The 25,481-nt window shown below is 44.9% G+C and carries 20 protein-coding genes; 9 read left to right on the forward strand and 11 right to left on the reverse strand.

From position 1 onward, the window contains the following. Window positions 1-11 precede the first annotated feature (11 nt). The 5 genes from R7O13_RS00110 (at window position 12) to R7O13_RS00130 (ending at window position 4,698) form a co-directional block, all read left to right on the forward strand. Window positions 12-938, forward strand: coding sequence for a metal ABC transporter solute-binding protein, Zn/Mn family (locus tag R7O13_RS00110; protein ID WP_130546497.1), 927 nt, complete (start codon window positions 12-14; stop codon window positions 936-938). Next, the gene (locus R7O13_RS00115; RefSeq protein WP_017635536.1) at window positions 938-1,666 is read left to right on the forward strand and encodes a metal ABC transporter ATP-binding protein; all 729 of its coding nucleotides are present in this window, start codon (window positions 938-940) and stop codon (window positions 1,664-1,666) included. The genes R7O13_RS00110 and R7O13_RS00115 overlap by 1 nt, the downstream gene beginning before the upstream one ends. Further along, complete coding sequence (locus tag R7O13_RS00120) at window positions 1,666-2,541, forward strand: metal ABC transporter permease (RefSeq protein ID WP_005374244.1); 876 nt, start codon at window positions 1,666-1,668, stop codon at window positions 2,539-2,541. The genes R7O13_RS00115 and R7O13_RS00120 overlap by 1 nt, the downstream gene beginning before the upstream one ends. A gap of 22 nt (window positions 2,542-2,563) precedes the next feature. Continuing rightward, a complete protein-coding gene (locus tag R7O13_RS00125; RefSeq protein WP_171345939.1) occupies window positions 2,564-3,433 on the forward strand; it encodes a metal ABC transporter solute-binding protein, Zn/Mn family in 870 nt (289 codons plus the stop codon). 215 nt (window positions 3,434-3,648) lie between these two features. Further along, window positions 3,649-4,698: a porin gene (locus R7O13_RS00130; protein ID WP_171345938.1), complete on the forward strand. Its 1,050-nt coding sequence runs from the start codon at window positions 3,649-3,651 to the stop codon at window positions 4,696-4,698. Between the two features lie 217 nt (window positions 4,699-4,915). Here the strand turns inward: R7O13_RS00130 and R7O13_RS00135 are convergent, their stop codons facing one another. The 4 genes from R7O13_RS00135 to speA form a co-directional block, all read right to left on the reverse strand. Next, window positions 4,916-7,081 carry a S9 family peptidase gene (locus R7O13_RS00135; RefSeq protein ID WP_053349396.1) on the reverse strand — a complete coding sequence of 722 codons (2,166 nt, stop codon included), beginning with the start codon at window positions 7,079-7,081 and terminating at the stop codon, window positions 4,916-4,918. A gap of 311 nt (window positions 7,082-7,392) precedes the next feature. Next, window positions 7,393-8,598: a multidrug efflux MFS transporter EmrD gene (gene emrD / locus R7O13_RS00140; RefSeq protein ID WP_053349395.1), complete on the reverse strand. Its 1,206-nt coding sequence runs from the start codon at window positions 8,596-8,598 to the stop codon at window positions 7,393-7,395. A gap of 409 nt (window positions 8,599-9,007) precedes the next feature. Further along, entirely contained in the window at window positions 9,008-9,928 is a 921-nt protein-coding gene (gene speB, locus R7O13_RS00145) for an agmatinase (protein WP_005374233.1), read from the reverse strand. A 1-nt stretch (window position 9,929) separates the two neighbouring features. Beyond that, window positions 9,930-11,840, reverse strand: coding sequence for an arginine decarboxylase (gene speA, locus R7O13_RS00150; RefSeq protein WP_033906546.1), 1,911 nt, complete (start codon window positions 11,838-11,840; stop codon window positions 9,930-9,932). Window positions 11,841-12,163: 323 nt separating this feature from the next. Between speA and R7O13_RS00155 the strand changes: the two genes are divergently transcribed. Further along, window positions 12,164-12,889 (forward strand): MBL fold metallo-hydrolase, encoded by a 726-nt coding sequence (locus R7O13_RS00155; RefSeq protein ID WP_044129549.1) that lies wholly within the window; start codon window positions 12,164-12,166, stop codon window positions 12,887-12,889. Between the two features lie 65 nt (window positions 12,890-12,954). Here R7O13_RS00155 and R7O13_RS00160 read toward each other — a convergent pair whose 3' ends face one another. From R7O13_RS00160 to R7O13_RS00170, 3 genes are all read right to left on the reverse strand, one after another. Then, window positions 12,955-13,383: an ATP-dependent zinc protease gene (locus R7O13_RS00160; protein ID WP_005384193.1), complete on the reverse strand. Its 429-nt coding sequence runs from the start codon at window positions 13,381-13,383 to the stop codon at window positions 12,955-12,957. A gap of 65 nt (window positions 13,384-13,448) precedes the next feature. Further along, window positions 13,449-14,354, reverse strand: coding sequence for a 30S ribosomal protein S6--L-glutamate ligase (gene rimK, locus R7O13_RS00165; RefSeq protein WP_005374224.1), 906 nt, complete (start codon window positions 14,352-14,354; stop codon window positions 13,449-13,451). A gap of 329 nt (window positions 14,355-14,683) precedes the next feature. Further along, on the reverse strand, window positions 14,684-15,298 hold the full coding sequence (locus tag R7O13_RS00170) for a TetR/AcrR family transcriptional regulator (protein ID WP_318302655.1): 615 nt from the start codon (window positions 15,296-15,298) through the stop codon (window positions 14,684-14,686). Window positions 15,299-15,453: 155 nt separating this feature from the next. On the opposite strand from R7O13_RS00170, the gene R7O13_RS00175 reads away from it, so the two are divergent. Together R7O13_RS00175 and R7O13_RS00180 are read left to right on the forward strand one after the other, a co-directional pair. Next, window positions 15,454-16,467 (forward strand): MBL fold metallo-hydrolase, encoded by a 1,014-nt coding sequence (locus R7O13_RS00175; protein WP_318303087.1) that lies wholly within the window; start codon window positions 15,454-15,456, stop codon window positions 16,465-16,467. Between the two features lie 82 nt (window positions 16,468-16,549). Further along, the gene (locus tag R7O13_RS00180) at window positions 16,550-16,894 is read left to right on the forward strand and encodes a DUF5329 family protein (protein WP_318302657.1); all 345 of its coding nucleotides are present in this window, start codon (window positions 16,550-16,552) and stop codon (window positions 16,892-16,894) included. Here R7O13_RS00180 and R7O13_RS00185 read toward each other — a convergent pair. Further along, on the reverse strand, window positions 16,862-17,761 hold the full coding sequence (locus R7O13_RS00185) for a LysR family transcriptional regulator (protein ID WP_053349393.1): 900 nt from the start codon (window positions 17,759-17,761) through the stop codon (window positions 16,862-16,864). The genes R7O13_RS00180 and R7O13_RS00185 overlap by 33 nt on opposite strands. A gap of 1,331 nt (window positions 17,762-19,092) precedes the next feature. After that, window positions 19,093-19,431, reverse strand: coding sequence for a YggL family protein (locus R7O13_RS00190; RefSeq protein WP_005374208.1), 339 nt, complete (start codon window positions 19,429-19,431; stop codon window positions 19,093-19,095). Window positions 19,432-19,697: 266 nt separating this feature from the next. On the opposite strand from R7O13_RS00190, the gene R7O13_RS00195 reads away from it, so the two are divergent. Next, a complete protein-coding gene (locus R7O13_RS00195; RefSeq protein ID WP_318302659.1) occupies window positions 19,698-21,734 on the forward strand; it encodes a PhoX family phosphatase in 2,037 nt (678 codons plus the stop codon). A 99-nt stretch (window positions 21,735-21,833) separates the two neighbouring features. On the opposite strand, the gene R7O13_RS00200 is transcribed toward R7O13_RS00195, so the two are convergent. Then, window positions 21,834-23,225 carry a glycoside hydrolase family 1 protein gene (locus tag R7O13_RS00200; protein WP_170890231.1) on the reverse strand — a complete coding sequence of 464 codons (1,392 nt, stop codon included), beginning with the start codon at window positions 23,223-23,225 and terminating at the stop codon, window positions 21,834-21,836. 148 nt (window positions 23,226-23,373) lie between these two features. Further along, on the reverse strand, window positions 23,374-25,434 hold the full coding sequence (locus R7O13_RS00205; protein WP_318302661.1) for a sensor histidine kinase: 2,061 nt from the start codon (window positions 25,432-25,434) through the stop codon (window positions 23,374-23,376). Between the last annotated feature and the right edge of the window lie 47 nt (window positions 25,435-25,481).

The raw sequence follows: 25,481 nt of genomic DNA on the forward strand, positions 1-25,481 counted from the left end.
TGATAAGTACTATGATCAAACGCTCTCTTTTACGTCGTATTCTTACAGCCACCGCGTTATTGACGGTGTCTTCTACTGGCTTTGCTGCCGAAAAACTCAGTATTGGTATTACGCTACAACCTTATTACAGCTATGTTAAAGCCGTTGTTGGTGAGAAGGCGGACATCATTCCTTTGGTTGATGCTGGTTTTAATCCTCACAACTATTTGCCACAACCTAATGATCTTAAGCGCTTAAATGAAATGGACGTAATAGTGATCAATGGTATTGGTCATGACGATTTTGCACTGAAAGTGATCAAGGCTTCTCAGCGTGATGATCTCGTGGTTATCGAAGCGAACAAAGAAGTGCCTTTATTGCCCGCTATGGGGCAGTCTGTTGGTCAAGGTGCAGTGAACCCTCACACCTTTGTCGGTCTATCAACAACCATTCAAAAGGTTTACACCATCGCGAGTGAGCTAAGCCAATTGGACCCAGACAATGCTACGTTCTATCGCCAAAATGCTCGTAAATACGCGAAAACATTTCGCCTGATGAAGCGTGATGCAATGTTGTCTCTTGGTGAGTTGGACACGGCTGGTATGAAGGTGGCGACAACCCACAATGCTTACGGATATATCCTTCAGGAGTTTGGTGTTGACGTTGCCGCTGTCATTGAGCCTGCTCATGGTGTAGAACCAAGTGCAAGTCAGCTACAGGAAACGATAGAGAAAATTCGTGAATCGGGCATTGATGTTCTGTTTTATGAGCTCAATATGCCGAATCGCTTTGTTGATACCATCGAAGAGGCGACTGGGGTGCAGCTTTATCGCTTTTCTCACATGACTCACGGTGAGTATGAGGCCGATAAAGTTGAGGTTGAGATGCGAGATAATGTGGAAACACTAATCGAAGCCATGAAATTTGTGGCGAGTAAGCGAGCAGGGGAAAAGGCGTAATGACTGGACCTTCCGTTTCCTTAAGTAACGTGGGCCTAAAATACGCCGACAATATCATTTTGCAGAACATCAGCGCCGAATTCGAGAACGCGAAATGTCACGTGATTATGGGACCGAATGGTGGTGGGAAAACTTCTTTGCTTCGTTCGGTACTTGGACTTACGCCATTTTCGGGAAACATTGCACTCAATTGGCCAGAGCCATCAGCTGCCTCGGGGAAGATAGGGTATGTGCCACAAAAAGCGATGTTCGAGGCAAGCCTCCCGTTAACCGTGATGGATTTTGTGCTGCTTAATCAAACCCGTATCCCTCTATTTTGGCGACGTAAAACAAAGCAAACTCAACATGCTCTGGCCCAGCTTGATCGTGTGGGCATGGCAACGCGTAGCGACCGTCGTATGGGGCAACTCTCTGGCGGAGAGCAACAGCGTGTTTTGTTTGCGCAAGCTTTACTGGATGAGCCCAATTTATTGGTTTTAGACGAACCTACAACTGGCATGGATGAGCAAGGTGTTCGATATCTTGAAGGTTTGATTCATGAAGTCGTTGGAGAAGGCAAAACGGTGCTGGCAGTACACCATGACGTGACCGCAGTGCGCCGTTTAGATGCGCAGGTCCATGTCGTAAATCGTCAAATTGTGGCGTCAGGTCACCATTCAGATGTGCTAAGCCCTGATCGTATAGAAACATTATTCAAGCACTACACAGCAAAAGTGGAGGCTGCATAATGGATTGGTTGCGAGAGTTAGCGGTTAGCGGCGTTGAAGCTGGATGGTTAAGCGATAGCTTTTCTTATGCCTTCATGGTGAACGCAATTGTGGCAGCGCTGATATTAGGGCCATTACTTGGTGGTCTTGGTACATTAGTCATCGCCAAGCGACTGGCTTTTTTCTCTGAAGCGGTTGGGCACGCTGCGCTTACCGGAATCGCGATTGGTGTGTTGCTCGGTGAGCCGCCAGAGAATCCGATCATCGGATTGTTTAGCTTTTGTATGATTTTTGCGCTGTTGCTTCACTTTGTTCGTAATCGTACGAATGTACCTTACGACACACTGGTTGGGGTTTTTCTTGCACTAGCGTTAGCGGTTGGTGCTGCGCTGTTAATGTACGTTGCTCGCAAGATCAACATTCACATGTTGGAGAACGTGTTGTTTGGCTCGATCTTGACTGTGACGGACAACGATATCCTTATTTTAGCGATCAGTTGTTTGATCATATTACTGCTTCTTATTCCAACGTTTAACCGCATTTTGCTGACTTGTATCAGCCCGGATATTGCACGTGTACGCGGCTTTAATACCAGCTTTTATGATTACTTATTTGTCATGATGATCACCTTGGTCACCATTGCCGCGGTAAAGATTATTGGCGCGGTATTGGTTGGTGCATTGCTACTGATCCCTGGTGCAACGGCTAGGTTATTGACTAAACGCATGGGCAGTTTCGTTCTCCTTTCTTCTTTATTGGCAACCATTGCGTGTTTAATAGGAACCATACTGCCGATGGAGCTTGAGCTACCAGTGCCATCAGGCGCATCCATCATCATTGTTTCTGCGGCATTTTTCCTAACAGCAACGGTTTACCGAATTATCCAAAAAGCGTAACCCTTTTTATAAAGTATTGAACATGAAGATAAAAAAATTAACGATAACTTTTGGTTTGGTTATAGCGACAACACTTCCATCGTTGGCAAGCGCCAAAGACATTTTAACCAGCACTCCCGTCACGTACATGTTGTCTGAGCAACTCATGAAAGGTACAGGGATAGAGACTCAGTATCTGCCTCCAAAGCGTTACGGCGTTGAGCGTCTTGAAAACTGGTTCGCAAATAAAGGTACAGAGCAAGTTAAGCAAGCGGGTCAAGCCGCGACGGTTGCTATTACTCTTGGTGCGATTTGGAAACAAGACCCGACTTATGTTTACGCTCGACAGGGCAACATTCACTTGATTGAAATCGATGCATCGCAGGCCATTTCTCCTAGGGCTCAAGGAGTTGCAGTACTGACATTGGAAAACGGGTCAACATCGAAGTACGCATGGCTTAATCCTACAAACTTAATCCGAATGGCGGGTATTGTTGGAGAGGATCTACAACGTGTATATCCTGAACACCAAAAGGCGATTCAAACGAATCAACAGGCTCTTATGCTCAATGTGCGTGAACTGATCAACCAACAACAGGCAGATATCTTCGATAAAGGCATCGATTCAGTGGTACTGATGAGTGAGTCATTAGAGGACTTTGCCTCTGGCAACCAATTGTTTGTGGTTGGGCGCGAATTTAAGCCGGAAATTGAGTGGACAGAAGAAGACAAATTATCTTTAAAAGCTCAGTTTGAACAAGATAAAACGCTATGGTTAGTGACGGATAAACGACCGTCGAAAACCTTGACATCGCTTATTAAACCGAGCCGCATACTGCAAATTGATGTTATTGACCGCTGGGGCAGTAAGGGTATCAAAACTGAGAAGCCACTCGCACGTTGGGAGATGTGACACGTAAAAAGCCACAGATTTTATGATGGGGAATGAAAAGTTCCCTATTTTTTTGTGACTAAGTTCAAAATGCGAGCATTGATACCACTGGTTGCATAAGAAAGTGTTTGTTTCATTTCTATTTCATTACTACTTTGTTATGTGTTCGTTGCGATTGATTCGGATTTAATCTGTTTCTAAGCGAACCGGTACAAACAACTATACGGATGTTAACAATGAAAATGAAAACTCTAGCCGTTGCAGTGGCGGCACTAGCATGTGGTTCACAGGCCTTCGCAGCAGAAGTTTACAACAGCGATGGTACATCTTTATCGATCGGCGGTCACGTTTCAGTTGGCGTGGGTGAGTATTTCGAAGAAGAAGTAAAAGTTCACCAAGTGTCTCCACGTATCAATGTTGCGGGCAAGAAAGACATTGGCAACGGTATCACTATCGACGCTAAAGGCGAATGGGCACTTAACTACCTAAATGGTGGTAGCCAGTCGTTTTCAACTCGTTTGGGCTACATCGGCGCGACCCACCAGCAGTTTGGCCGTTTAGTGGGAGGTACACAGTGGTCTCCGTACTACGATGTCGCTGGCGTTGCGGATCTACCAATCGCGTTCGCGAACGACTTTTTGTACGACAATCACAACAATCTAGGTACTGGTCGTGCTGAAAAAATGATCAGCTACCGTAAAAGCTTTGAGTTTGGCGAAGGTTTTGCTTTCAACCTAGGTCTTGGTTGGCAAGGTGAAAATGATGATAGAGGCCTATCATTACAACAAAACCCTAACACAGGTCTTCCAGAATACGTTTCTAAAGGCAGCAAATATGACCAACGTGGTCAAATCGCACTGAGCGGTTCTGTTGCGGGCTTTGGTCTAGGCTACGTATACAGCGGCGGTGATGTTGAGAATTCTGGTCTAGGTACTAAAACTGCTGAATCACACCTTGTTTCTGTAAATTACGGTGAGTATGGCTCTGGTCTGTACGCAGCTGTTGTATACGGCATGAACGAATACTTCTACGAGATGCGTGAAGAAACTACTCAGCTTGAGGGCCTACTAGCGTACGGAGTCAACAATTGGACGTTCAGCGTTAACTACGAAGGTGTAGAAGACGACAAAGACAACAAGACAGTTTCAAGCGAAACTGCGCTACAAGCAGAGTACGCAGTAACTCCTGCATTCGTTACTTTCGCTGGTTACCAGTTTGATCTAGGTAACGACTACAACAATGAAGAGAACGACTACTGGACTCTAGGTGCTCGTTACTACTTCTAATAAATAGGCCAGTTTCTACTGCCTAAACACATTTATTGTGTTAACGCCTACTCGTTGCGAGTAGGCGTTTTTCTTTCTGCTATTCTTTGGCTATAAGAGACACTGTTAGTTCTCTGCTTAGGTAACCCACTCTTTGTTTAGAGAGTGCGTCTATAAAAAATGCCCGCAACTTGCGGGCATTTTTGTTGTTAGAAGAGATGCAGTTCTATTAATACGCTTATTTTTTATCGAGTAAATCGAGGAAGAAGGCATACTCTAGCGCATCTTCTTTTAATCGCTTAAATCGACCAGATGCGCCGCCGTGTCCGGCTTCCATATCGGTTTTGAACAACAAGACGTTATCGTCTGTCTTCATTTCACGAAGTTTGGCGACCCACTTCATTGGTTCAAAGTACTGTACTTGAGAGTCGTGCAAGCCAGTCGTTACCAACATGTTCGGGTAGTTTTGCGCCTTGATGTTGTCGTAAGGCGAGTAACTCAACATATAGTCATAGTATGTTTTGTTATTTGGGTTACCCCATTCATCATACTCATTGGTGGTCAATGGAATTGATTCATCTAGCATAGTGGTTACCACGTCCACAAACGGAACATGAGCGCCGATACCGCGGTACAGTTCTGGTGCTTGGTTGATGATAGCCCCCATTAAGAGACCTCCTGCAGAGCCACCAACAGCGAAGACTTTATCTTTCGCGCCGTAGCCTTGTTCAACCAAACCTTTAGTCACATCAATAAAGTCGTTGAATGTGTTTTGCTTGGTTAGTTTTTTACCGTCTTCATACCAAGGGCGGCCAAGCATTTCAGATCCACGAATATGAGCAATGGCGTAAACAAAGCCGCGATCCAATAGACTCAAACGTGTCGAGCGGAAAGTTGGCTCAATGGTTGCACCATAAGATCCATAACCATATTGGTAGAGTGGATTCGTACCATCCTTCTTAAATAAGTCTTTACGATACACCAAAGAAACGGGTACTTCTTTACCGTCACGGGCTGTGACCATGATGCGTTCTGATTGGTAATTGTCAGGATTAAAATCACCAAGTACAGGTGTTTGCTTCATGATTTCTGACCCGCCCGTTTTTAGATCGAAATCGTAGTAGGTTCCTGGAGTGGTTAAACTGCTGTAATAAATACGAACTTTCTCGTTATCCAGCTCTAGGTTACCTGTCAAATAGGCAGCAAACGCATCGTCATTAAATGTGAGGGGGAGTTCTTTTCCTGTTGAAAGCTGACGTACAGTGACGCTTGCTAGGCCGTTAGAGCGCTGCTCATAGACGATGTGATCATCGAATAACTCGAAGTCGACAAGTTGAGTGTTGTCGTCTGCGGCAATCACATCTTGCCATTTAGAGCGGTCATGCATGTCATTTTGATGAACTTTCATCAAACGGAAGTTGACGGCTTGATAGTTAGTATAAATGTAGTACCAATCGCCTAGCTTAGAAATACTGTATTCAATGCCATCTTCACGAGGATAGAACGGTTTCGCCTTTGCTTTAGGGTTGTTCGCATCGATGATGGAGACGCCGCTGGTTTCTGTACTGGAATGCCAGATATAAATATCTTCGCCATCTTTGCTTTTGCTTAGTGAGGTGTAATAGGCGCTGTCGGTTTCTTCAAAAATCAACTCATCACTGCTTTGTGGCGTGCTTAAAACATGACGATACACTTGGTAGCCCAGCAAGGTCTGTGGATCTTTTTTGATGTAGTAAAAGGCGTTGTTATCGTTCTGCCATGCAATCGCGCTTGAGGCCCCTTCGATTTCATCTTGTAGGTAATTGCCTGTTGTCAGGTCTTTGATCTTAAGGGTGTACACGCGGCGGCTTAATGTATCTTCGCCATACGCCAATAAGTTTTCATTCGGACTAACGTATAGGCCGCCGATACTGAAAAATTCATGTTCTTTTGCTAGTTCATTGACATCTAAAATGATTTGTTTGTCTTTGCCTGCAAAGTCTTTAGCTCGCAAATGGACTTCGTACTCGTTATCTCCGGTCACTTCACTGGAGTAGAAGTAGTTGCCTTTACGAACCGGTACTGAGTTGTCGTCTTTTGCGATGCGCCCTTTAATTTCTTCAAATAGCGTATCTTGAAGTGTTTCAGTGTGCTTTAGAACGGTTTCTGCGTACTGATTTTCTGTCTCTAGGTGCTGTAAAATTTCAGGGTCTTTACGTTCGTCGTCACGCATCCAGTAGTAGTTATCAACGCGGGTATCGCCATGAATAGTCATCGCGTGAGGGACTTTTTTCGCAACCGGAGCTTGAGTTTGTTGAGCAACGATCTGTGTTTGGGAGTATTGAGTCATGCTGGGGATTCCTTGATTGCTGCATCCGGCGACAAGCGCGACCGAGACGGCCAACGTAGTTAAAGTGAAACGCATCTGATTTTATCCTTATTGTACACCCAAGTGGCCTCATCCTGAGGGCTGGGCTTTCATTTTGTTAGTGGTTTTCAGTTGTCCATTCTTTGTTATGGGGTATGCCGAAAAAGTGAGAATCCTCAATATTTTCGAGTTGGCTACTCAATTTGAAGGAAGCTGAAAACACATTGTGTAAGCAGCTGTTATTTTTAACAAATATCAATTCGAAAGTTAAATCATTCTCATCGGGAAATCGATATAGTGTGATATGAAAAAAGGGACACACTTGTTGAGTGTGTCCCTTTTGGATTTTGAAAGTAAGCTGATAATGATCAGATAACTTGCGGTACTTCGTTTGAGTGATTGTGTGCTCGATTCACCCACATTAACCCAAGCATTGCAATTACCGACATTGCCATCATCAAAATGCCCAAAGGCATCTGGTTATGCGCTGGAAATAGTGACGCGAGCAAAGTTGCTACACCTGCCCCCAAGTTTTGCATGCCACCCAATGTCGCGCCTGCTGTTCCTGCATGGTATGGGAATGGCGCAATCGCTCCAGTTGTTGCTGCTGGGAACAGAATGCCCGCACCTAGGAAATAAATAGTTGCGCCACCAATTAACGTCAGTGCAGTCGTTACGCCAAACAAGCCTGGGATTAATACGACGGCTGAACCGATAAAGATCGACACCAAACCAACATTTAACGCACGACGCTCAGAGCGACGCTGCGCGATATAGCTAGACAAACCTGCTCCCACTAAGTAGCCCGGGATCGGCAAGATAAACAGCAAACTTACGGTAGTGGCTGGTAATGCCAATACACCACCTAGTAATACCCCAGCAGCTGCTTCGAACACACCTACGCCAGCAAACGTCGCAACTAGGCAGATTAAAAAGCCTTGGAAGCGGCGGTCAGACAAAACGTGCTTGTAGCTTTTTGCCACTGGTTCGAACTTGCGTTTCTCTTTTGGCAGAGTCTCCATCATGCTGGTCATCATGGTAATCACCACCGCGATGCCGAACAGAGCTAGAAATAGGTAGCTAGAGCGCCAACCAAATGCTTCTGTTAGGTAGCCGCCAAGTACTGGTGCCATTAGTGGTGAGAAAATCACGCACATGCTGATCAAGCTGTTTGCACGATGCAGCTCAGCACCTTCAAAGCAGTCGCGAGTTAGAGTTCGTGACATCGCGCCGCCACAACCGATCCCCAAACCTTGAATGAAGCTACCAGCCAAGAACCACTCAAATTGGTGTGCAAATAGCGCCACCAAAGTACCTAGGATGTAGATAAGTAGACCGACGATGATGATCGGTTTGCGTCCCAAGCGGTCCGATAGTGTGCCATACGCAAATTGCGACAAGCCATATGGGATTAGGTAACAAGCCATCACAGCTTGAAGTGATGACGCAGATACCAAAAACTCGCCCGCCATATGACCGATTGAAGGCACGTACATTGTCTGGGTCATTTGACCCACGGCAGTCAATATAGCGATTAAAAAGGTAAGTTTCGCTAATGGAAACGAAGCAGACATTTGCGTATCTCTCCAAAAAATTTAAGACGTAAAAACCCTTAGCGCTCTTTTATAGAGTGCCAACTGAATTCTTGTGTTGCGGGGGTATTTGCGCGAGATAATAGTGCTTGCTTGTATAATTAGCAATCGAAAAGTGTGAAGTTGAGCAAGATAAAAATCTATGATTTCAATTAGAAAAACTAATCCGATTTTGTTTTCAAAAAGAGATGCATTTCTTTGTCTAATTAAGTTAAATCTTTTACTTTTCGTGAATAGAATGAGCCTTATAGGTAACTGGTTTTAATGGTTAAAGTGCAAAAATAAAGCGTCTGCTCGGTTGATCTGAGTTCAAGATGAAACGAGTGAATAAAAGGTAGAGGAAGGCATCAGAAAGAAAAGGGAGCCGAAGCTCCCTTAGAAATGATTATGTCTATTCGCGCTCAGATGCGTATGCGTAAAGCATTTCTAGTGCGATGGTTGCTCCCGCTAGTGCGGTAACATCACTGTGGTCGTATGGAGGCGATACTTCGACAACATCCATACCCACGATATTCATGCCGGCTAAACCACGAATAATTTTCAGCGCTTTGTCTGAGTTCAAGCCACCACAAACTGGTGTACCAGTTCCCGGTGCGAAGGCCGGGTCTAAGCAGTCGATGTCAAAAGTGACATATACTGGCTTGTCTGCGACGGTGCGACGAATTTCTTCTAGGATCTCGTTCACCGACATGTCATTCGCTTGCATCGCATTAATCACATTGAAGCCGTGATCTTGCTGTTTGTACTCCGTACGAATGCCGATTTGTATTGAGTTCTTTGCTGAGATCAAACCTTCTTTCGGCGCATGGTAGAACATCGTACCGTGGTCGTATGAACTGCCATTTGCATAGGTGTCCGTATGAGCGTCAAAGTGAATCAAAGCCATTTGGCCATGATGCTTTGCGTAAGCACGTAGGATAGGCAGTGTGATGAAGTGGTCACCGCCCAATCCCAACATGGTTTTACCGCTTTTTAGAATTTCACTGGTTGCCGCTTCAAGGCGGTAAGTAAAATCTTCCGCATCACCGCAATCGAACACGAGATCACCTGCGTCGATCACTTTCAGTTTATCCAATACGTTGAAGCTCCACGGGAACTTCTTACCTTCCCATGCCAAGTTGACTGAGGCACGGCGAATTGCATCTGGACCCATACGCGCACCTGGACGACCAGATGTTGCCATGTCCAGAGGGACTCCCAACACCACAACGTCTGCGTCTGCCGATACCGGGTTACGAATGTACGGCAGACGTAAAAACGACATAGAGTTGGAGTAAAGCGAATAATCAGTTTTAGTAAACAAATCATTCATATCAGAAGTCCTCTAAATAGGTGTATCCTGCTAGACCTTGTTCTAGTTCTGCTAGGATTTGTGCTTGTTCATTGGCTTCAACTCGCTGTGAAACCAATTGTTTATAATTGTCACGAATTGCATCCACGTCGATATGAACGTAGCGCATCATGTCTTCTACACTATCACCTTCGTTGATGTAACTGATCTCAAATTGACCATGTTCATCAACATTGACTACAGCACTGTGGGTATCACCAAATAGGTTGTGCATGTCACCAAGGATTTCTTGGTATGCGCCTACTAGGAAAAAGCCCATTAGGTACGGTTTGTCTTTGCTCCAAGCTGGTACAGGTAGCGTGCTCTCGATGCCTTGACCATCAACGTAGTGATCGATCGCGCCATCAGAGTCACATGTGATGTCCAACATCACTGCACGACGCTCTTCCGCCTCGCCAAGACCAGAAAGTGGCAGAACAGGGAACACCTGATCAATACCCCAAGCATCTGGTAGAGATTGGAAGAGAGAGAAGTTCACGAAGAACTTATCCGCAAGACGTTCGCTCAACTCGTCCAGAATCGGACGGTGGAAGCGATTCTTAGTGCTCATCTTGCGGCTTAATTCGAAGTAAATGCGCAGTGACAATTGTTCTGCCCACGCACGTTGTTCCAAGTTAAGCACGCCTGTAGCAAATTGAGAGTGCACTTCTGCCAAATCACTTTGGGTATCATTGTAAATCTCAATTAACGCACGAGCGTCTGTACCATCTTGTAAGTTTTCCCAGTTTCGCCACATGTTTTGTAGCAAAAGCGGAGCGTCATCATCAAGCTCATGTACTTCTTCCGGTAGGTACGATTCGGTACCAATTACGTTAGAAATCAATACAGCGTGGTGCGCTGTTAGCGAGCGACCCGATTCCGAAATGATCACTGGCATTGGTTGTTCGTATTGCAGACACACATCGCCCACTGTGTTGACGATATTACGTGCGTATTCTGCAAGGCCGTAGTTCATCGAATTCGATGATTGGCTGCGTGTGCCGTCATAATCCACTGCCAAGCCGCCGCCCACATCGAAGTACTCGATGTTTGCACCGAGTGCGCGTAGTTCGCAGTAGAAACGTGCAGACTCGTTCACACCATTGCGTACATCACGGATGTTTGCCATCTGTGAACCAAGGTGGAAGTGAACCAGTTGCATCGCGTCTAGATTGCCTTCGCGTTTAAGACGTTCAATAACGCTAAGCACTTGCGATGCTGATAAACCAAACTTCGATTTTTCACCGCCACTTGCTTGCCATTTCCCTGCGCCTTGAGAGGCGAGGCGAATGCGTAAACCAAGGCGCGGCTTTACGCCCAAACTTTTCGCTTCTTCTAGTACCAGATCCAGCTCAGAAAGCTTCTCTAGTACGATGAATACCTTGTGACCCAGCTTTTCACCGATCAGTGCAAGACGCACATACTCACGGTCTTTGTAGCCATTACACACGATCACGGAGCTACCTTGTTGAGCCAATGCAAGTACCGCCAACAATTCTGGCTTGCTACCCGCTTCAAGACCAAGCTGCTTGGTTTCTAGTTGAGCTTGGCTCGCTAGAATTTCATCCACCACTTCACGTTGTTGGTTTACTTTAATTGGGTACACCAACAAGTATTTGTTTGGATATTGGTATTCTTCAATTGCTTGGTTGAATGCGTGGCAAATACCATGCACACGTTGGTGCACGATTTGCGGGAAGCGTACTAATACAGGCAGATTTAACTGCTTCGCTTCTAGCTCATTTACAATAGCGCTGAAAGGGATTTGATGTGCACGATCACTACGTGGTGATACATATACTTCGCCTTGGTCATCAATGCCGTAGAAACCTTGGCTCCAGTAGTGAACGTTGTAGTCCGCGCGGATGCGGTCTAATTTAGTTGCTTTTTCCAACTCGATTCTCACAAAAATGTACTTAACTCCTTAATTAATTAGAAGGAAAAGTACAAAAAAGCAAATCATGAGGTATTTACCTCATACCCTGACACGAACTCCGTGTGCGCGCATTAACGGATAAAAGGGCCCTTGAGTCTAATGATTAAAATCTATCATCTCGATTATGATTTGTTGTCGTCGCTACGTGTGAATATTTGTTTACCGAAGCGTCCATTCTGCTGTTATAGTTGGTCTGACCAGTAAGGATTCGGTCATGAAGCATCTCACTAAAATAAGGACATATTTTGCAGCTGCACAGAATTCAGGGGTACATTCAGACCATGTATCTCGCCGAATATCCCGATAAATTATTGTTGCTTGATGGTGCCAGTCGAGCAGACATCCCTCATCTTAAAGACTTTATTGAACATCAACTCCATCGTCCTTTTTCTGACCTAAAGTTGGTTGTTGTGACCCACATGCATCCAGACCATGCTGGTGGTGCGCACAAACTACGTGATTTAACAGGATGCAAGCTATTGGCCGCAAAGCGAGAGAACCAGTGGTATAGCGGTGTAGACGGTTGGCTAATGCATTTGACCGATTTGATGTTAGCACGCTGGATGGCGAATCGGATGCGTAAACCAAAGCAAAACCTGTGGTATTCCCGCAAGCTAAAGCCAGATATTGAACTTATTGATGGACAGTTTATTCCTGGATTTGATGATTGGCAGGTGCTAGAAACGCTAGGGCATACCGACCGAGATCTGTCGGTTTATCATTCTGAACAAGATGTGTTGTATGTGGCGGATTTAATGGTGCAGGTGAAAAAGCATCTGATTGCGCCGTTTCCCATATTTCATCCGAATCAATATCGGCAATCATTAAAGCGTGTGTTTGAGATGAATCCGCAATGTTTGCTTTTGGCACATGGGGGAGAGGTGACTTTGGATGAAAAAGCGTATCAGCACATTTTGAATACAGCGCCGACTAAACCAATGACGCACTGGCGAGTGACAAAAGTTAAAGCGAAGGGATTGTTGTTTGCGTTATTTCGTAGGAAGTAGGCGAAGATAAAGCCAGACGAGTGATGCTCAACAAAAACGTTCGATCACTCATCTGAAGCTACGGGTTAAGATGCCAATAAGTGAGATTGGCTAGGATCAACGAGCACCTTGTCTGCCATGCCCTGACGACCTAACAACATCATGTAAGTCATTTTTTCACGGTTAGTCAACGTAATGTCGATTGGCCATTGTTGGTCGCCCATACGCAGCATCGTCGTGATCACGCAGCGGTGCTCAAAAGTACCGTTAGAAGATTTAACCTTACGGTTTGCTTTTAGTTTCGCTGTGCAGCGAACCACTTGTTCTAAATGGTATACATCTGGGTGTAGATCGAATGCAACATAAGACTGACCATCTTTTTCAAAGCAATCAATATTGTCTACATGTAATGAAGAGGTTTGAGCGCCTGTATCAATACGCGCTTCAAGGTGAGTAATCCCTAACTCTGGCAAGCAAATAGCTTCGGCATTCCCAATGATCATTTTCTGATTCATAGTGTCATCCTAGCGACGAGTAACAAGAGAGCCGATTTTTGGCTCTCTTGTGCGTTAAACAAAAATCAACCTTTACCGCGAGTACGGTTTGAATTTGGCTTAGCGTTTTTCTCGATAAAATCGAAGATCATACCTGCAATGTTTTTACCCGTTGCTAGTTCGATGCCTTCTAGACCAGGGGAAGAGTTCACTTCCATTACCACTGGGCCATTTTTAGATTGAAGGATATCCACACCACAAAGGTTCAAGCCCATCACTTTCGCAGCATTTACAGCGGTCGCACGCTCTTCTTTGCTCAAACGTACGAGTTGTGCAGAGCCGCCACGGTGAAGGTTAGAACGGAACTCGCCTTCTTTTGCTTGGCGCTTCATTGCGGCGATTACTTTATTTCCGACAACAAAACAACGGATGTCCGCGCCTTTTGCTTCTTCGATAAATTCTTGCACCATGATGTTAGCTTTCAAACCCATGAAAGCTTCAATCACACTTTCTGCCGCTTTATTTGTTTCAGCAAGTACAACACCAATGCCTTGAGTGCCTTCTAGCAATTTAATCACTAGAGGTGCGCCACCAACGTTTTTGATCACGTCCTGAATGTTGTCAGGATGGTGAGCAAAGCCAGTGCGTGGCAAACCGATGCCTTTACGTGATAGCAATTGCAATGAGCGCAACTTGTCACGAGAGCGGCTGATCGCGACAGATTCGTTGACACAAAATGTACCCATCATTTCAAACTGACGTACAACAGCAGTGCCGTAAAACGTAATAGATGCCCCAATACGCGGAATAACAGCATCGTATTGCGGTAATTCTTCACCCTTGTAGCGGATCTTAGGGTTGTTGCTCGTAATGTCCATATAACAGTGAAGCGTGTCGATCACATCGATTTGATGCCCACGTTCTTCACCCGCCTGTTTTAGGCGCATGGTTGAATATAAATTCTCATTACGAGAGAGAATAGCAATACGCATGGCAATTCCTTAGTAAGTCAGTACCAAATTAAAATATAAGTATAGAGCATAGAATGCAGTAGGCAGGTGATCATGTTATGACATAACCTACTTACTTCAACGATTTAGAATTGTGGTTGAACAACCACGTCGTCAGAGGTGCGCACCTTAGGGCGTTTTTTTGTGAGATGAAAACGAAAAAGCATCGTCGACACGACAAAAATATTTTATCGAACGCTCACGCCTTGCGGTATGAGACTGTCAAGGGTGAGATAAATAAAATTGAGCAAAAATTTCATCGCTTTGTCACGAATTATCGCTTAAAAAAGCGGCCAATTTGACCGCTGTTTTTAGCTGTTTTGATAGTGACTTAAAAAAAGTTCCGCCGTTTGGGTAGCTAACAGCCTAGATTCTTCATTCGACAAAGAGGGGCGAATTCCCATTAACTGCGGCCAGAATGCACTGCCTTTAAGTAAGTTGTGCAATTGAGTGCTTGCTATATGTACATCATCAATTTGCAAAGCGCCACTGTTCGATTTCTCAGTAAGCCAGCGGTACAGGGCGGTTTCCTGTTTCGACATTTGTTCTGCTTGTTCTTTGAGATTTTCCGGCTTAAATAAGAAGTGCCCAAATGCCACTTTTGCCAGCTCAATATAGTTTGGTTCCGTCACCACAATGATCTCGCTGTAGAGTAATTCAATCAATTGATCTTTTAGCGGGAGTGTTGGTAAACGTTCAATGTCGCTATCCATCATTGAAGAACGCCATAGTTCGGTTAGTAACTCTGTCACGATCGCTTCTTTAGAAGGGAAATGGTTGTAGACCGTGCGCTTAGAGACTTGCGCGATAGCAGAGAGCTTATCCATGCTGGTGTTTTGCACCCCAAACTCTTGGAACGCTTGCTTTGCTGCGCACAGGATGGCTTCTCTTTTGGTTTCGCTACGACTTTTTCTTTTTATATTCATAAGCTTGCTAAGTTAAGAAGATCATTTCTTGATCTATTTTACACTAAGTAGTTTACTTTTGATAATTAGAATGTAAACTGCACCGTGTAGTTTACTTTTGTTCGGGTTAACTTTTTATGAAAAAAACTTTGCTAGCCACAGTAGGAGCGTTCGCGATGGGTACATCAATGATTTCTTGTTCTAATGTTGATACTGAAAAAGCGCCAACATACCCGGACAAATTTGCAAATACAGAGTTGGAATACAAAAGCGGTTTGGGCGACATGTTCGAAATCATGAAAGCGTATTTTACGACTGAGCGCCTTAACCCAACACCAACGATTGAAATTCCAGTGCATGCGATCACAGCGCGGCAACTGTTAGAAGAGCAAGATGACGTCATCTATCGTCTGGGTCACTCAAGCGTATTAATGAAGCTCGATGGAAAACTGGTGATGACCGACCCTGTATTCAGTGATCGCGCGTCTCCTGTACAATGGGCAGGGCCAAAACGCTTTCACCAAACCCCCATCACGATAGAAGATTTGCCAACTATCGATGTGGTGGTGATCAGTCATGACCATTACGATCACCTAGATAAAGCTTCTATTAAAGTGCTAGGCGACAAGATGGGCACTTTCTTGGTGCCGTTAAAAGTTGGCCAATTACTGGTGAATTGGGGTGTGCCGAAGGAGAAAGTGATCGAGCTAGATTGGTGGGAGTCACATTCTGTCGACGGCATTGAATATACATTGACTCCGACTCAGCATTTCTCCGGTCGAGGTTTGACAGACCGCGATACGACACTGTGGGGCAGTTGGGTTATTAATGCACAACAACACAAAGTGTTCTTCAGTGGTGACTCTGGTTACTTCAATGGCTTTAAAGAGATTGGTGAAAAGTACGGTCCGTTTGACTTCACTATGATCGAAACCGGCGCATACAATGAACTTTGGTCAGACATTCACATGTTCCCAGAGCAAAGCGTTCAAGCACACATTGATGTGCAGGGCAAAGTGATGATGCCAATTCACAACAGTACGTTTGATTTATCGATGCATGATTGGAATGAGCCGATGCAACGCGCGTTAGACATCAGTGAAGAGCGCGGTGTAACGTTAGTGAGCCCTGAGATTGGTCAACGCTTGGCGATTGCGGAGCCTCAGCCTGCGAAGGCATGGTGGCAATAATGGCTGAGCTAAACAGCCAAACATCAGAATAGTTAAGTCACTTATTAGTAGTTACGTGGTCAGGGATAAGGATAAAGATGCGATGAAAGCAAAATGGACGTTGTTACTTACATTAAGCATTCTGCCTACCTTTGCACTAGCAGGGGTAGAGCAAGATATCTCGACGTTGATAAAACGAGCTGAGCAATCCTCTTGCACCTTTATCCGCAACGGCAAGGCGTACACTAATCAAGAAGCGGCAGAACACATGCGCAATAAATGGGATTACGCCAAAGATGACGTTGATTCCGTGGATGTGTTTATAAAAGAGGTCGCGTCAAAGAGCTGGTTATCTGGCAAACCATATTGGGTGGATTGCCAAGAGGAACGCATTACCAGCGAAGAGTGGCTAACATCATTGATGCGCGCCACCGATCACATCCAATAACACTTCTTTGATGGTCTGATAGCGCAGAGGTAGAGCACGACTGCGCTTACGAACTAGAAATAGCTCTTCACATACAGTGTTTTTCAATTGAGCAATGTGTAACGTGTCTTTTAGCGGAAAATTGTCGACCGCACTTTGAGGCAGCACGGTGAAGCCAAGTCCTTTGCTGACAGGCAGCAAAATTTGGCTCAATTGATTTACGTAGCCGGATAATGGTAAATCGCTCATCTTAATTTCTTGGAGCTGTGGTTCTTCACATTGGTCAAAAAAAAGTGTCATGTAATGCTCGGCATCAGGGTGGCTAATGACACCACAGTCATGCAAGAGTTGTGGCGTTATCTGCTTATTTTGATATTGCTTTGGCAGAACCAAGCACAACCTCTCTTTACCAATTCGCTCACTGTGAAACAGACCTTTGTTGGGAACGTCAGTCACGATACCAATATCAATGTGCCCTTGCGTTATGGCGTTGAGAATAGATTGATTTGGCGCGGCTTCTAAATGTAACGATAAGCTCGGGTGCTGTTTTTGCTTCTCCAAAATGGGCCCATACAACATTAACGCCATTGCACCAGAACAAGCCAGTTTACAATGGCCTGAAAACGCATCATCAAAACTGAGCTCTTCGAGCAGCTTCTTCTCTCTATCTTCTAACTCGAGCGCATATGCGTAGACAATCCTGCCTTGCTCGGTTAATTCGAAGCTTTTGTTTTCGCGCTTGATCAAGGCATGCTGACAGCTTTGCTCTAATTTTTTGATGTGTTGGCTGACGCCAGGCTGAGTCATAAAAAGTTTTTCTGCCGTTTGCGTAAAATGACCGACTTCAATCAATGTCTTAAATGTATGTAACCAAACAGGATTAAGCATAGTGTGTGATTTCCTGAGAGCTTTGTTGGGAGACGTAAAGAAAATGATAGCACGGTGTTTTATGAAAACAGAGAAGACTTAAACGATAAAGATGAATCTTTATCAATACATTACAGACAAAATAAAACCCCGCCTAGTTTCCCAGACGGGGCTTATTCTTTTTCGCAGCAATCCAGCTACTAATAGGTGCTCCCTGCATCTATCCTTGATTGTGGCTAAGTCCTTTAACCGAGTTCCTTGTTCATCGCCTTCCTAGCGGTGTCCATTCTTGCCTATCATCCTGACGGGCGAACTCTATCCTAGAGCTTAACTACATCCTTGCTGACAACTCATCCTAAGCTATCAAATCTTCATCCTGAAGATACCCAATCCTTTAGGCTTTTTTCCTGTTCCCGCCAACATCCTGTCGACAAATTGAGTATTGATGTTTTGCTGATTTGACTCAATTAACTTTTCTAAATTATTTTTACTTATTATTTTAAGTGAATTTAAATATTACTTTTAAATCATATATTTAGTGTTTTTTCTGGCATTGCTCTTAGAGGTGATTAATCTATTTGCTTACAACTCTTGTAAGAGATCTCGCACAAGTTTGGTGGTGAATGTACTAATGTGCGCTTTTTGTTCCGAGTTCTGTGGATTGAACTGGATCACAATGCGTTAAAAGGGAGACGATAAAGATGAAAGTGAATTGATCTTGAGTAGAGATTTGTTTGAAAAGAAATAAAAATTCTTGCGGTTTTTATAAACAGTATGGTAAATCTGAAATGCCCACCTTGTTAATCCTTATTAAGATTCAATGACAGTATAAGTAGGGAACTTGATTGCCATTTTTCTGTCATATCTGGTGAGTAAGTTAACCGTGTCAGATAGATAATATGCCGTTTGCCAGTAAAAACAGGCTGCAAGAAACCGGTAATTATCATTATGTTGTGAAATTGGTCACGGTTAAATGATTGATTCCCTTATAGATTGAAGGGGATACGACCTTAGACAATAAGCTCCATGAGGAGCGTTACTTATATAAGATGAGGGACTTTACTATGAAAAAGACTAGAAGAGCTCAGCTACATCGTGTGCGTATTCAATACTGGAAAGACACGAAAGACGCCCCAGCTAAAAAATCATAGTTAATTATACCTAAAGGCACGAGCTGGCTGTGGAACGCAGTTTCCCGTTGATTGCCAGCTCAAAAACGCCACAATCACTCCGCGCAACTTCCCAAGCACCCTATTTTTAATATCGCATTCTTCCAAAAATAAAAAAGCCAGTCTTAAGACCAGCTTTCTCTACCATTTACTGAGCTCTGCGTATTACAGGTTGCCCTTTAGTTACAGGTAGTTGGCGTCAACTAGTTCGCCCGCTTGCGCGCTTTTCACTTCTGGGCGTGCTTCTAACCATTTGATAACTTGCGCTTTCTGTTCTTCAGTCGCACTGCCGTAACGGTCAGTAGAACATAGGAAGCCTTCAAACAGTTCTAGACCACCGCCACCGAAGCAAAGACCAAGCTCGTCAATGTAGTCGATAAAGTCATCAACGAATGCATCGTAACGGTCGAAGTCGTTAATGTCTGTTTCACAGCTGATCTCGAAACCTAGGATTGCGAACTCACCTAAGAACAGCTTTTTACGGATACGACGGCTCTTGTTATCGATCTTGTCTAATTTCATGATTATCTCTCGTAGATGATTTGATTTCGTACACCTTATACCTTCTATCACACTTTAGCCCAAGTAAAATCAGAATGAAGCGATACAGTTGGTGATTATGTGACCAGAATTTAATTGCTTCGTTAGCTGTGCTGGTTGGTTTGCAGTATTGTTGAAACACAAGTTTCATATGTTTTAAGCACTTTTGTCATTTTTCTTATCCAAACTTCTTGCCGTTCAACTAATCACTTATTTATTAATTAAACTATAAGATCGGGAAAGTAAAAATGAGCAAGGAAACCTTTGACGCGACGCGTTATAACCAAAGTGAAAACAAACCATTTGAAGAAGTATTAGAAGCGAGCCTATCTCGACGCAGCATTCTGAAAGGTGGTTTAGGTATCAGTGCGATGACAGCGTTTGGTGCTTTCGGATTGGCTGGTTGTAACTCGTCTGACTCAGGGAGTACAGTAAGCAGTGGTTCGGGCGCATCTAAAGCCGTTCTTAACTTTGAATCTATCCCTGGCTCACTCACTGACGCAGTTTCAATTCCACAAGGTTACACCGCACAAGTACTAGTACCTTGGGGAACACCACTTAATGCACAAGGCAGCGCATGGCAAAATGATGGTACCAACACCAGTACCGATCAGTTAAATGCGCTAGGCATGCACCATGACGGCATGCATTTTTTCCCATTGAACGATAGCACTACAGATGGCTTGTTATGTATTAACCACGAGTACATCGACACATCAGCACTGCATCCAAACGGTCCAACAGTCTCAAATGGCGTTCGCACAATAGTTGATGAAGTTCGCAAAGAGATTAACGCTCACGGCGTTTCCGTTGCTCGTATTCAGCTAAAAGACAATATGTGGAAATTGGTTGATACCGACCCACTAAACCGTCGTTATACTGGTGCGACAGTCATGGATTTGTCTGGCCCGGTAGCCCACACATCTTTAACTGTCACTCGTTTCTCACCAGATGGCAGCCAAGCGCGTGGTACGTTAAACAACTGTGGCAACGGCTACACGCCGTGGGGCACTTACTTAACGTGTGAAGAGAACTGGCCTGGTTACTTTGTTAACGCCGGGACTCGTACAGAAGAGCAAGATCGCATTGGTGTTGATGACCAAAGCACACGCTACTTGTGGGAGACATTAGCAGGAAATTCAGAAGAGCGTCTTGATGAGTTCTCTCGCTTTAATGTGGCTCCAACAGGAGCAAGTGCGATGGATGATTACCGTAATGAAGCCAATGGTCACGGTTACATTGTCGAGATTGACCCTTACACGCAAAACTCACGTGCGAAGAAACGTACTGCGCTAGGTCGTTTCCGTCACGAGGGCTGTACTTTCGGTAAGCTTGAAGAAGGCAAACCAGTGGTATTTTATTCTGGCCACGATTCTCGCTTTGAATACCTATACAAATTTGAATCTGCGGCAGCGTGGGATCCAGCAGATGCTAACCCTGATAACCGCTTGGCGATGGGTGACAAGTACATGGACGAAGGCACACTGTATGTGGCGCGCTTCAATGAAGACAGCACAGGTACTTGGTTACCATTAACGCTTGATAGCGTAACAACCGCTGGTGGTACGTTAGCGGATCACTTTGATTCACTGGCTGAAATTATCATCAATACTGCGGGTGCGGCGGATTTAGTTGGGGCAACACCAATGGATCGACCAGAGTGGTGTACGGTTGATCCATTCACGGGTTCAGTATATTTAACATTGACGAACAATACGCGCCGTACAGATGAAACCAATCCTGCGAATCCACGTTTAAATAATAAGTTTGGTCATGTTATTCGTTGGGATGAAGGTGCTTCAGCAACTGACTTTACTTGGGATATCTTTGTGTTTGGTTCGCCAGCAAATGGTGATGCAGATACCAACCGTTCTGGCTTGAATGAGTTAAACCAGTTTGCGAGCCCAGACGGGTTAGCGTTTGATGGCCGTGGTATTTTGTGGATTCAAACGGACAACGGCGCAGATGAAGTCACGTCTTACACCAATGATCAAATGTTGGCTGTTGTGCCATCTAAGCTAACAGATGAGAATGGTGATCAAGCTGTGATTGGTGCGGATAATCAAGCTGAATTGAAACGCTTCTTTGTCGGACCAAATGGTTGTGAAGTAACAGGCTTTACCATCAGCCCTGATTACAAATCATTGTTTGTGAATATTCAGCACCCAGGTAACTGGCCATACAGTGAAGATGCAGCCGAAGAAACGCCTGCTGGTGTTTCTGTGCGCCCACGAGCGGCGACAGTGGTTATTCGCCGTGAAGACGGTGGAGAGATTGCAGTTTAATCTCTAAATGAATAAACACCTTAAAATTCAAGCCCTGCAATTGCAGGGCTTGATGGTTTAGGCGAATGCCTAGTTGCACTTTATACCTAGACAACAGGCTTATCTTTTCAATGAACCGCCTGAAGTACGAATCACGTCTTGATACCAGAAAAAGCTTTTCTTGCGTTTACGTTCTAGCGTTCCTTGCCCATCATCATGACGATCGACATAGATAAAGCCGTAACGTTTGCTCATCTCAGCGGTTGAGTTCGCGACCAAATCGATTGGTCCCCAACTGGTGAAGCCCATCAGCTCAACGCCATCAAGAATCGCTTCGTGTGCTTGCACAAGGTGGTCGTTCAAGTAAGCGATGCGGTAATCATCCTGAATCTCACCGTTTTCATCGATTTCATCACGCGCGCCTAAGCCATTTTCTACGACGAACAGTGGCTTTTGGTAGCGATCGTGAAGGAAGTTCAGCAGAACGCGAAGACCTTTTGGATCGATCAGCCAGCCCCATTGGCTCTTTTCAAGATATGGGTTTGGTACGCTATCGACGATGTTACCCACTTCTTTCTGTTTCGGATCCGCGCTAGCACAGCCACTTGCGTAGTAGCTGAATGAGATGAAGTCGACACTCGCAGACGCAATTTCTTCTAAGTCGCCTGCTTCCATCTGAATTTCAATGCCGTTTTCGCGGAAGTAACGCTTCATGTAGCCAGGGTACTGACCACGTGTTTGCACATCACCGAAGAACAACCACTTGTTGTTTTCATGCATTGCAGCAAGCACGTCATCAGGGTTACAGGTATATGGGTAGTTGATTGCGCCAAGCAGCATGTTACCAATCTTGCCGTTTGGTACGATTTGCTGACACAGTTTTACCGCTTTTGCGTTGGCGACTAGTTGGTGGTGAATCGCTTGGTAAATCTCTTGTTCACTGGCGTCTTCTTGCAAACCAACACCAGTAAATGGTGCGTGCAGTGACATGTTGATTTCGTTGAACGTTAACCACAGCTTCACTTTGTCTTTGTAGCGTTCCAGCACAGTGCGAGCATAACGTTCGAAGAAATCGATGACGCGACGATCGCCCCAACCACCGTAGTTCTCGACCAGTGCGTAAGGCATTTCGTAGTGAGATAATGTCACGAAAGGTTGGATGTTATGCTCGGCAAGTTCGTCAAAAATTTTATCGTAGAACGCCAAACCTTCTTCATTAGGTTCTAGCTCGTCACCGTTCGGGAAGATGCGGCTCCATGCTAAAGATAGGCGCAGACAGTTAAAGCCCATCTCCTTGAATAGCGCGATGTCTTCTGGGTAGCGATTGTAGAAGTCGATCGCCACATCTTTGATACCCGGTGTACGTTCTTCACGGGTTTGATGCGGACTCAAAATACCGTTTGGCAGCATGTCTGATGTCGATAACCCTTTACCCCCAAGGTTGTACGCCCCTTCTACTTGGTTTGCAGCAATGGCACCACCCCAAAGAAAATGTTCAGGAAACTTAATCATGTTTCTCACTCTTTATATTTAGGAAATGTTTGTGGATTTATTGCTTGAGAATAGTGTAGGAGACACCTCGATACTTGTATCGAGATCGTATTTTTCTCAAACAGCGGGGATGCTTAGTTCTAATGATGATTTTGTAATCAATATCAACCTAGGCTGATTTGAACAATAGAGTGAAAGTCAGCCCATTTTGTTCATTCTTATGCACGGTAATTTGTCCGTTCATATCACGCATATTGTTGGCCGTAATCGCTAAACCCAGCCCCAATCCTTCACCAATTTTCTTTGAGGTTTGGAAGGGTTCGAACATGGATTCAAGCATCTCATTCGACACGCCACAGCCATTGTCACTGACGATCAGTTCGACCTGATTAACAGTTGGATTGACGATCAAGTTGAGCTGCGGGTTGGTGGTGTTGTTCATTGCGTCTAGCGCATTCGAGACAAGATTACCGAGCACCTGAAGCAGTCGTTGTTCTTCACCCATGACGTTAGGTAAGTCATGAGGAACTCGAACACGTACATCCACTTTGTCTAATTGGGTTTGATAAACGCGTAAGGTCTCTTCGAGTGCAGAGGTGAGAGAAATTGCCTGTAAGCTTTCTGGTTTGTTGTAGGCGAACGTCTTTAACTGACTGGTCATGCTTGCCATACGATCAATCAGCTTCTGTACCAAAACATTGTTGGCTTTCATCATCTCGGTTTCGCCACGTTCCGCTAGCAGCTCGTTTGTAGTGAGCAGGGTTCGCAAACCTGTTAGTGGCTGATTGAGCTCATGAGTGATCGCGCTCGACATGCGACCCAAAGCGGCCATTTTGCTCGATTCAATCAACTGGCTTTGTGCTTCTTTTAGCGCTTGAGTTCGCTCTTCTACTCGCTGTGCCAGTTCTTGGTTGACCTGTTGCAGTGACTGTTCGGCTTTTTTCCGCTTGCTGATGTCGATGATCGTTGCAAGGAAATACTGCTCGCCATGCCAAGGGAAACTGGTTAGCGAGAACAGGACAGGGAAGACGCTTCCGTCACTGCGTCTGGCAATGGTTTCGACCGTGCTGATCTCTGCGAGCTCTTTATGTTTAGGTAAGTCTTTCAGTAGCTTAAGTGTGGTGGAATTGGGATTGCCTGCATCGAATAACTCCCAAGCAAAAGCGTGTCGATTGACGCTTTCTGGTAAACAGAACAAACGCTTCGCCATTGGGTTGAGATCGAACAGTTGACCTTGTTCATCAATCAATAGCAAACCAACGTGGGTCTTATTGATCATCTGTTTCAAGCGGCGTTGGGACTCTTCCAACAGGGCTTGAATTCGTTGTTGGTTGATGTGCTTTTGGCGACGTTGTAGACCAATGATGACGAGTAATACAACCAATAAGAGCAACACAGCGACGCTCCAACCAATCACGTTGATGGTTTGTTGAATCGGCTTAGAAGGGGTGAGGTAGCTTACGTACCAATTCAAATCATCCAATTTAACGGTGTGCGCAAAATAGCGTTGCTGGTTGAGCGTCCACACACTGATATTGGTGTTGTCGTATAAGCGTTGCGTTTCTAACTGAACGGTGTTGCTCGGTTCGTTAAACCAGTCAGCGTTATAAAGCGCGCTACTCGATAGGAAAAAGCGTTGTTGACGATTCTGCAACGTGATGATGTCTTGGCTAGTAATGGTCTGTTCGGTCAACAAGCTAAGGTTGATTTGCACCACCACAATGCCAGCGATATCCAGACCATCGTAGATAGGGGCTGCAAGATAATACAATGGGCTCGAACCTTTGGTTTTGTTCACCAAGGAAACACCGCCGCCTTGGTTGTGAATTTGTTCCACAATGGCTTTTCGGTCAGACAGGCTAAAGCGCTCTTCGATTAAACTCGAGACCAATACTTCGCCAGAGTTAGACAGGATTAGCCAACCTTCCGTATTGGCGGCTTTATCTAGCTGAGTCAGTTGGGTTTGCAATGGCTCGTAATAAGTCAGATTCCCTTTCACAAACGCGATGGTTTCTGGGTTATTGGTTACGAGGTAAGGTAAGTGGTAGAAGCGTTTGAGTGCACGGCGAACTTCACCAATATAGTCGAGTAGTTTTTGTTGAGCTTCGGTTTGAGTTTGTACACTCAACCACTGACGGGCAACCTCTCTGCTGGCGCTATAACAAGACAACATCAGCACTGCTGCAATTACGACCACAAGCCACGTTTTGCCATTCCTTTTGCGCTGCATACTGACTCCGTTCAGCTAGTGCGTTCTCACCGAGAGTCATTAAAGAG

The sequence above is a fragment of the Vibrio sp. Y176 genome (assembly GCF_033438945.1).

Bases quoted from the DNA above. Each gene is read 5' to 3' on its own strand.
- R7O13_RS00110 (WP_130546497.1), top strand. From the start codon at position 12: ATGATCAAACGCTCTCTTTTACGTCGTATTCTTACAGCCACCGCGTTA.
- R7O13_RS00115 (WP_017635536.1), top strand. From the start codon at position 938: ATGACTGGACCTTCCGTTTCCTTAAGTAACGTGGGCCTAAAATACGCC.
- R7O13_RS00120 (WP_005374244.1), top strand. From the start codon at position 1,666: ATGGATTGGTTGCGAGAGTTAGCGGTTAGCGGCGTTGAAGCTGGATGG.
- R7O13_RS00125 (WP_171345939.1), top strand. From the start codon at position 2,564: ATGAAGATAAAAAAATTAACGATAACTTTTGGTTTGGTTATAGCGACA.
- R7O13_RS00130 (WP_171345938.1), top strand. From the start codon at position 3,649: ATGAAAATGAAAACTCTAGCCGTTGCAGTGGCGGCACTAGCATGTGGT.
- R7O13_RS00135 (WP_053349396.1), bottom strand. From the start codon at position 7,081: ATGCGTTTCACTTTAACTACGTTGGCCGTCTCGGTCGCGCTTGTCGCC.
- emrD (WP_053349395.1), bottom strand. From the start codon at position 8,598: ATGTCTGCTTCGTTTCCATTAGCGAAACTTACCTTTTTAATCGCTATA.
- speB (WP_005374233.1), bottom strand. From the start codon at position 9,928: ATGAATGATTTGTTTACTAAAACTGATTATTCGCTTTACTCCAACTCT.
- R7O13_RS00155 (WP_044129549.1), top strand. From the start codon at position 12,164: ATGTATCTCGCCGAATATCCCGATAAATTATTGTTGCTTGATGGTGCC.
- R7O13_RS00160 (WP_005384193.1), bottom strand. From the start codon at position 13,383: ATGAATCAGAAAATGATCATTGGGAATGCCGAAGCTATTTGCTTGCCA.
- rimK (WP_005374224.1), bottom strand. From the start codon at position 14,354: ATGCGTATTGCTATTCTCTCTCGTAATGAGAATTTATATTCAACCATG.
- R7O13_RS00170 (WP_318302655.1), bottom strand. From the start codon at position 15,298: ATGAATATAAAAAGAAAAAGTCGTAGCGAAACCAAAAGAGAAGCCATC.
- R7O13_RS00175 (WP_318303087.1), top strand. From the start codon at position 15,454: ATGGGTACATCAATGATTTCTTGTTCTAATGTTGATACTGAAAAAGCG.
- R7O13_RS00180 (WP_318302657.1), top strand. From the start codon at position 16,550: ATGAAAGCAAAATGGACGTTGTTACTTACATTAAGCATTCTGCCTACC.
- R7O13_RS00185 (WP_053349393.1), bottom strand. From the start codon at position 17,761: ATGCTTAATCCTGTTTGGTTACATACATTTAAGACATTGATTGAAGTC.
- R7O13_RS00190 (WP_005374208.1), bottom strand. From the start codon at position 19,431: ATGAAATTAGACAAGATCGATAACAAGAGCCGTCGTATCCGTAAAAAG.
- R7O13_RS00195 (WP_318302659.1), top strand. From the start codon at position 19,698: ATGAGCAAGGAAACCTTTGACGCGACGCGTTATAACCAAAGTGAAAAC.
- R7O13_RS00200 (WP_170890231.1), bottom strand. From the start codon at position 23,225: ATGATTAAGTTTCCTGAACATTTTCTTTGGGGTGGTGCCATTGCTGCA.
- R7O13_RS00205 (WP_318302661.1), bottom strand. From the start codon at position 25,434: ATGCAGCGCAAAAGGAATGGCAAAACGTGGCTTGTGGTCGTAATTGCA.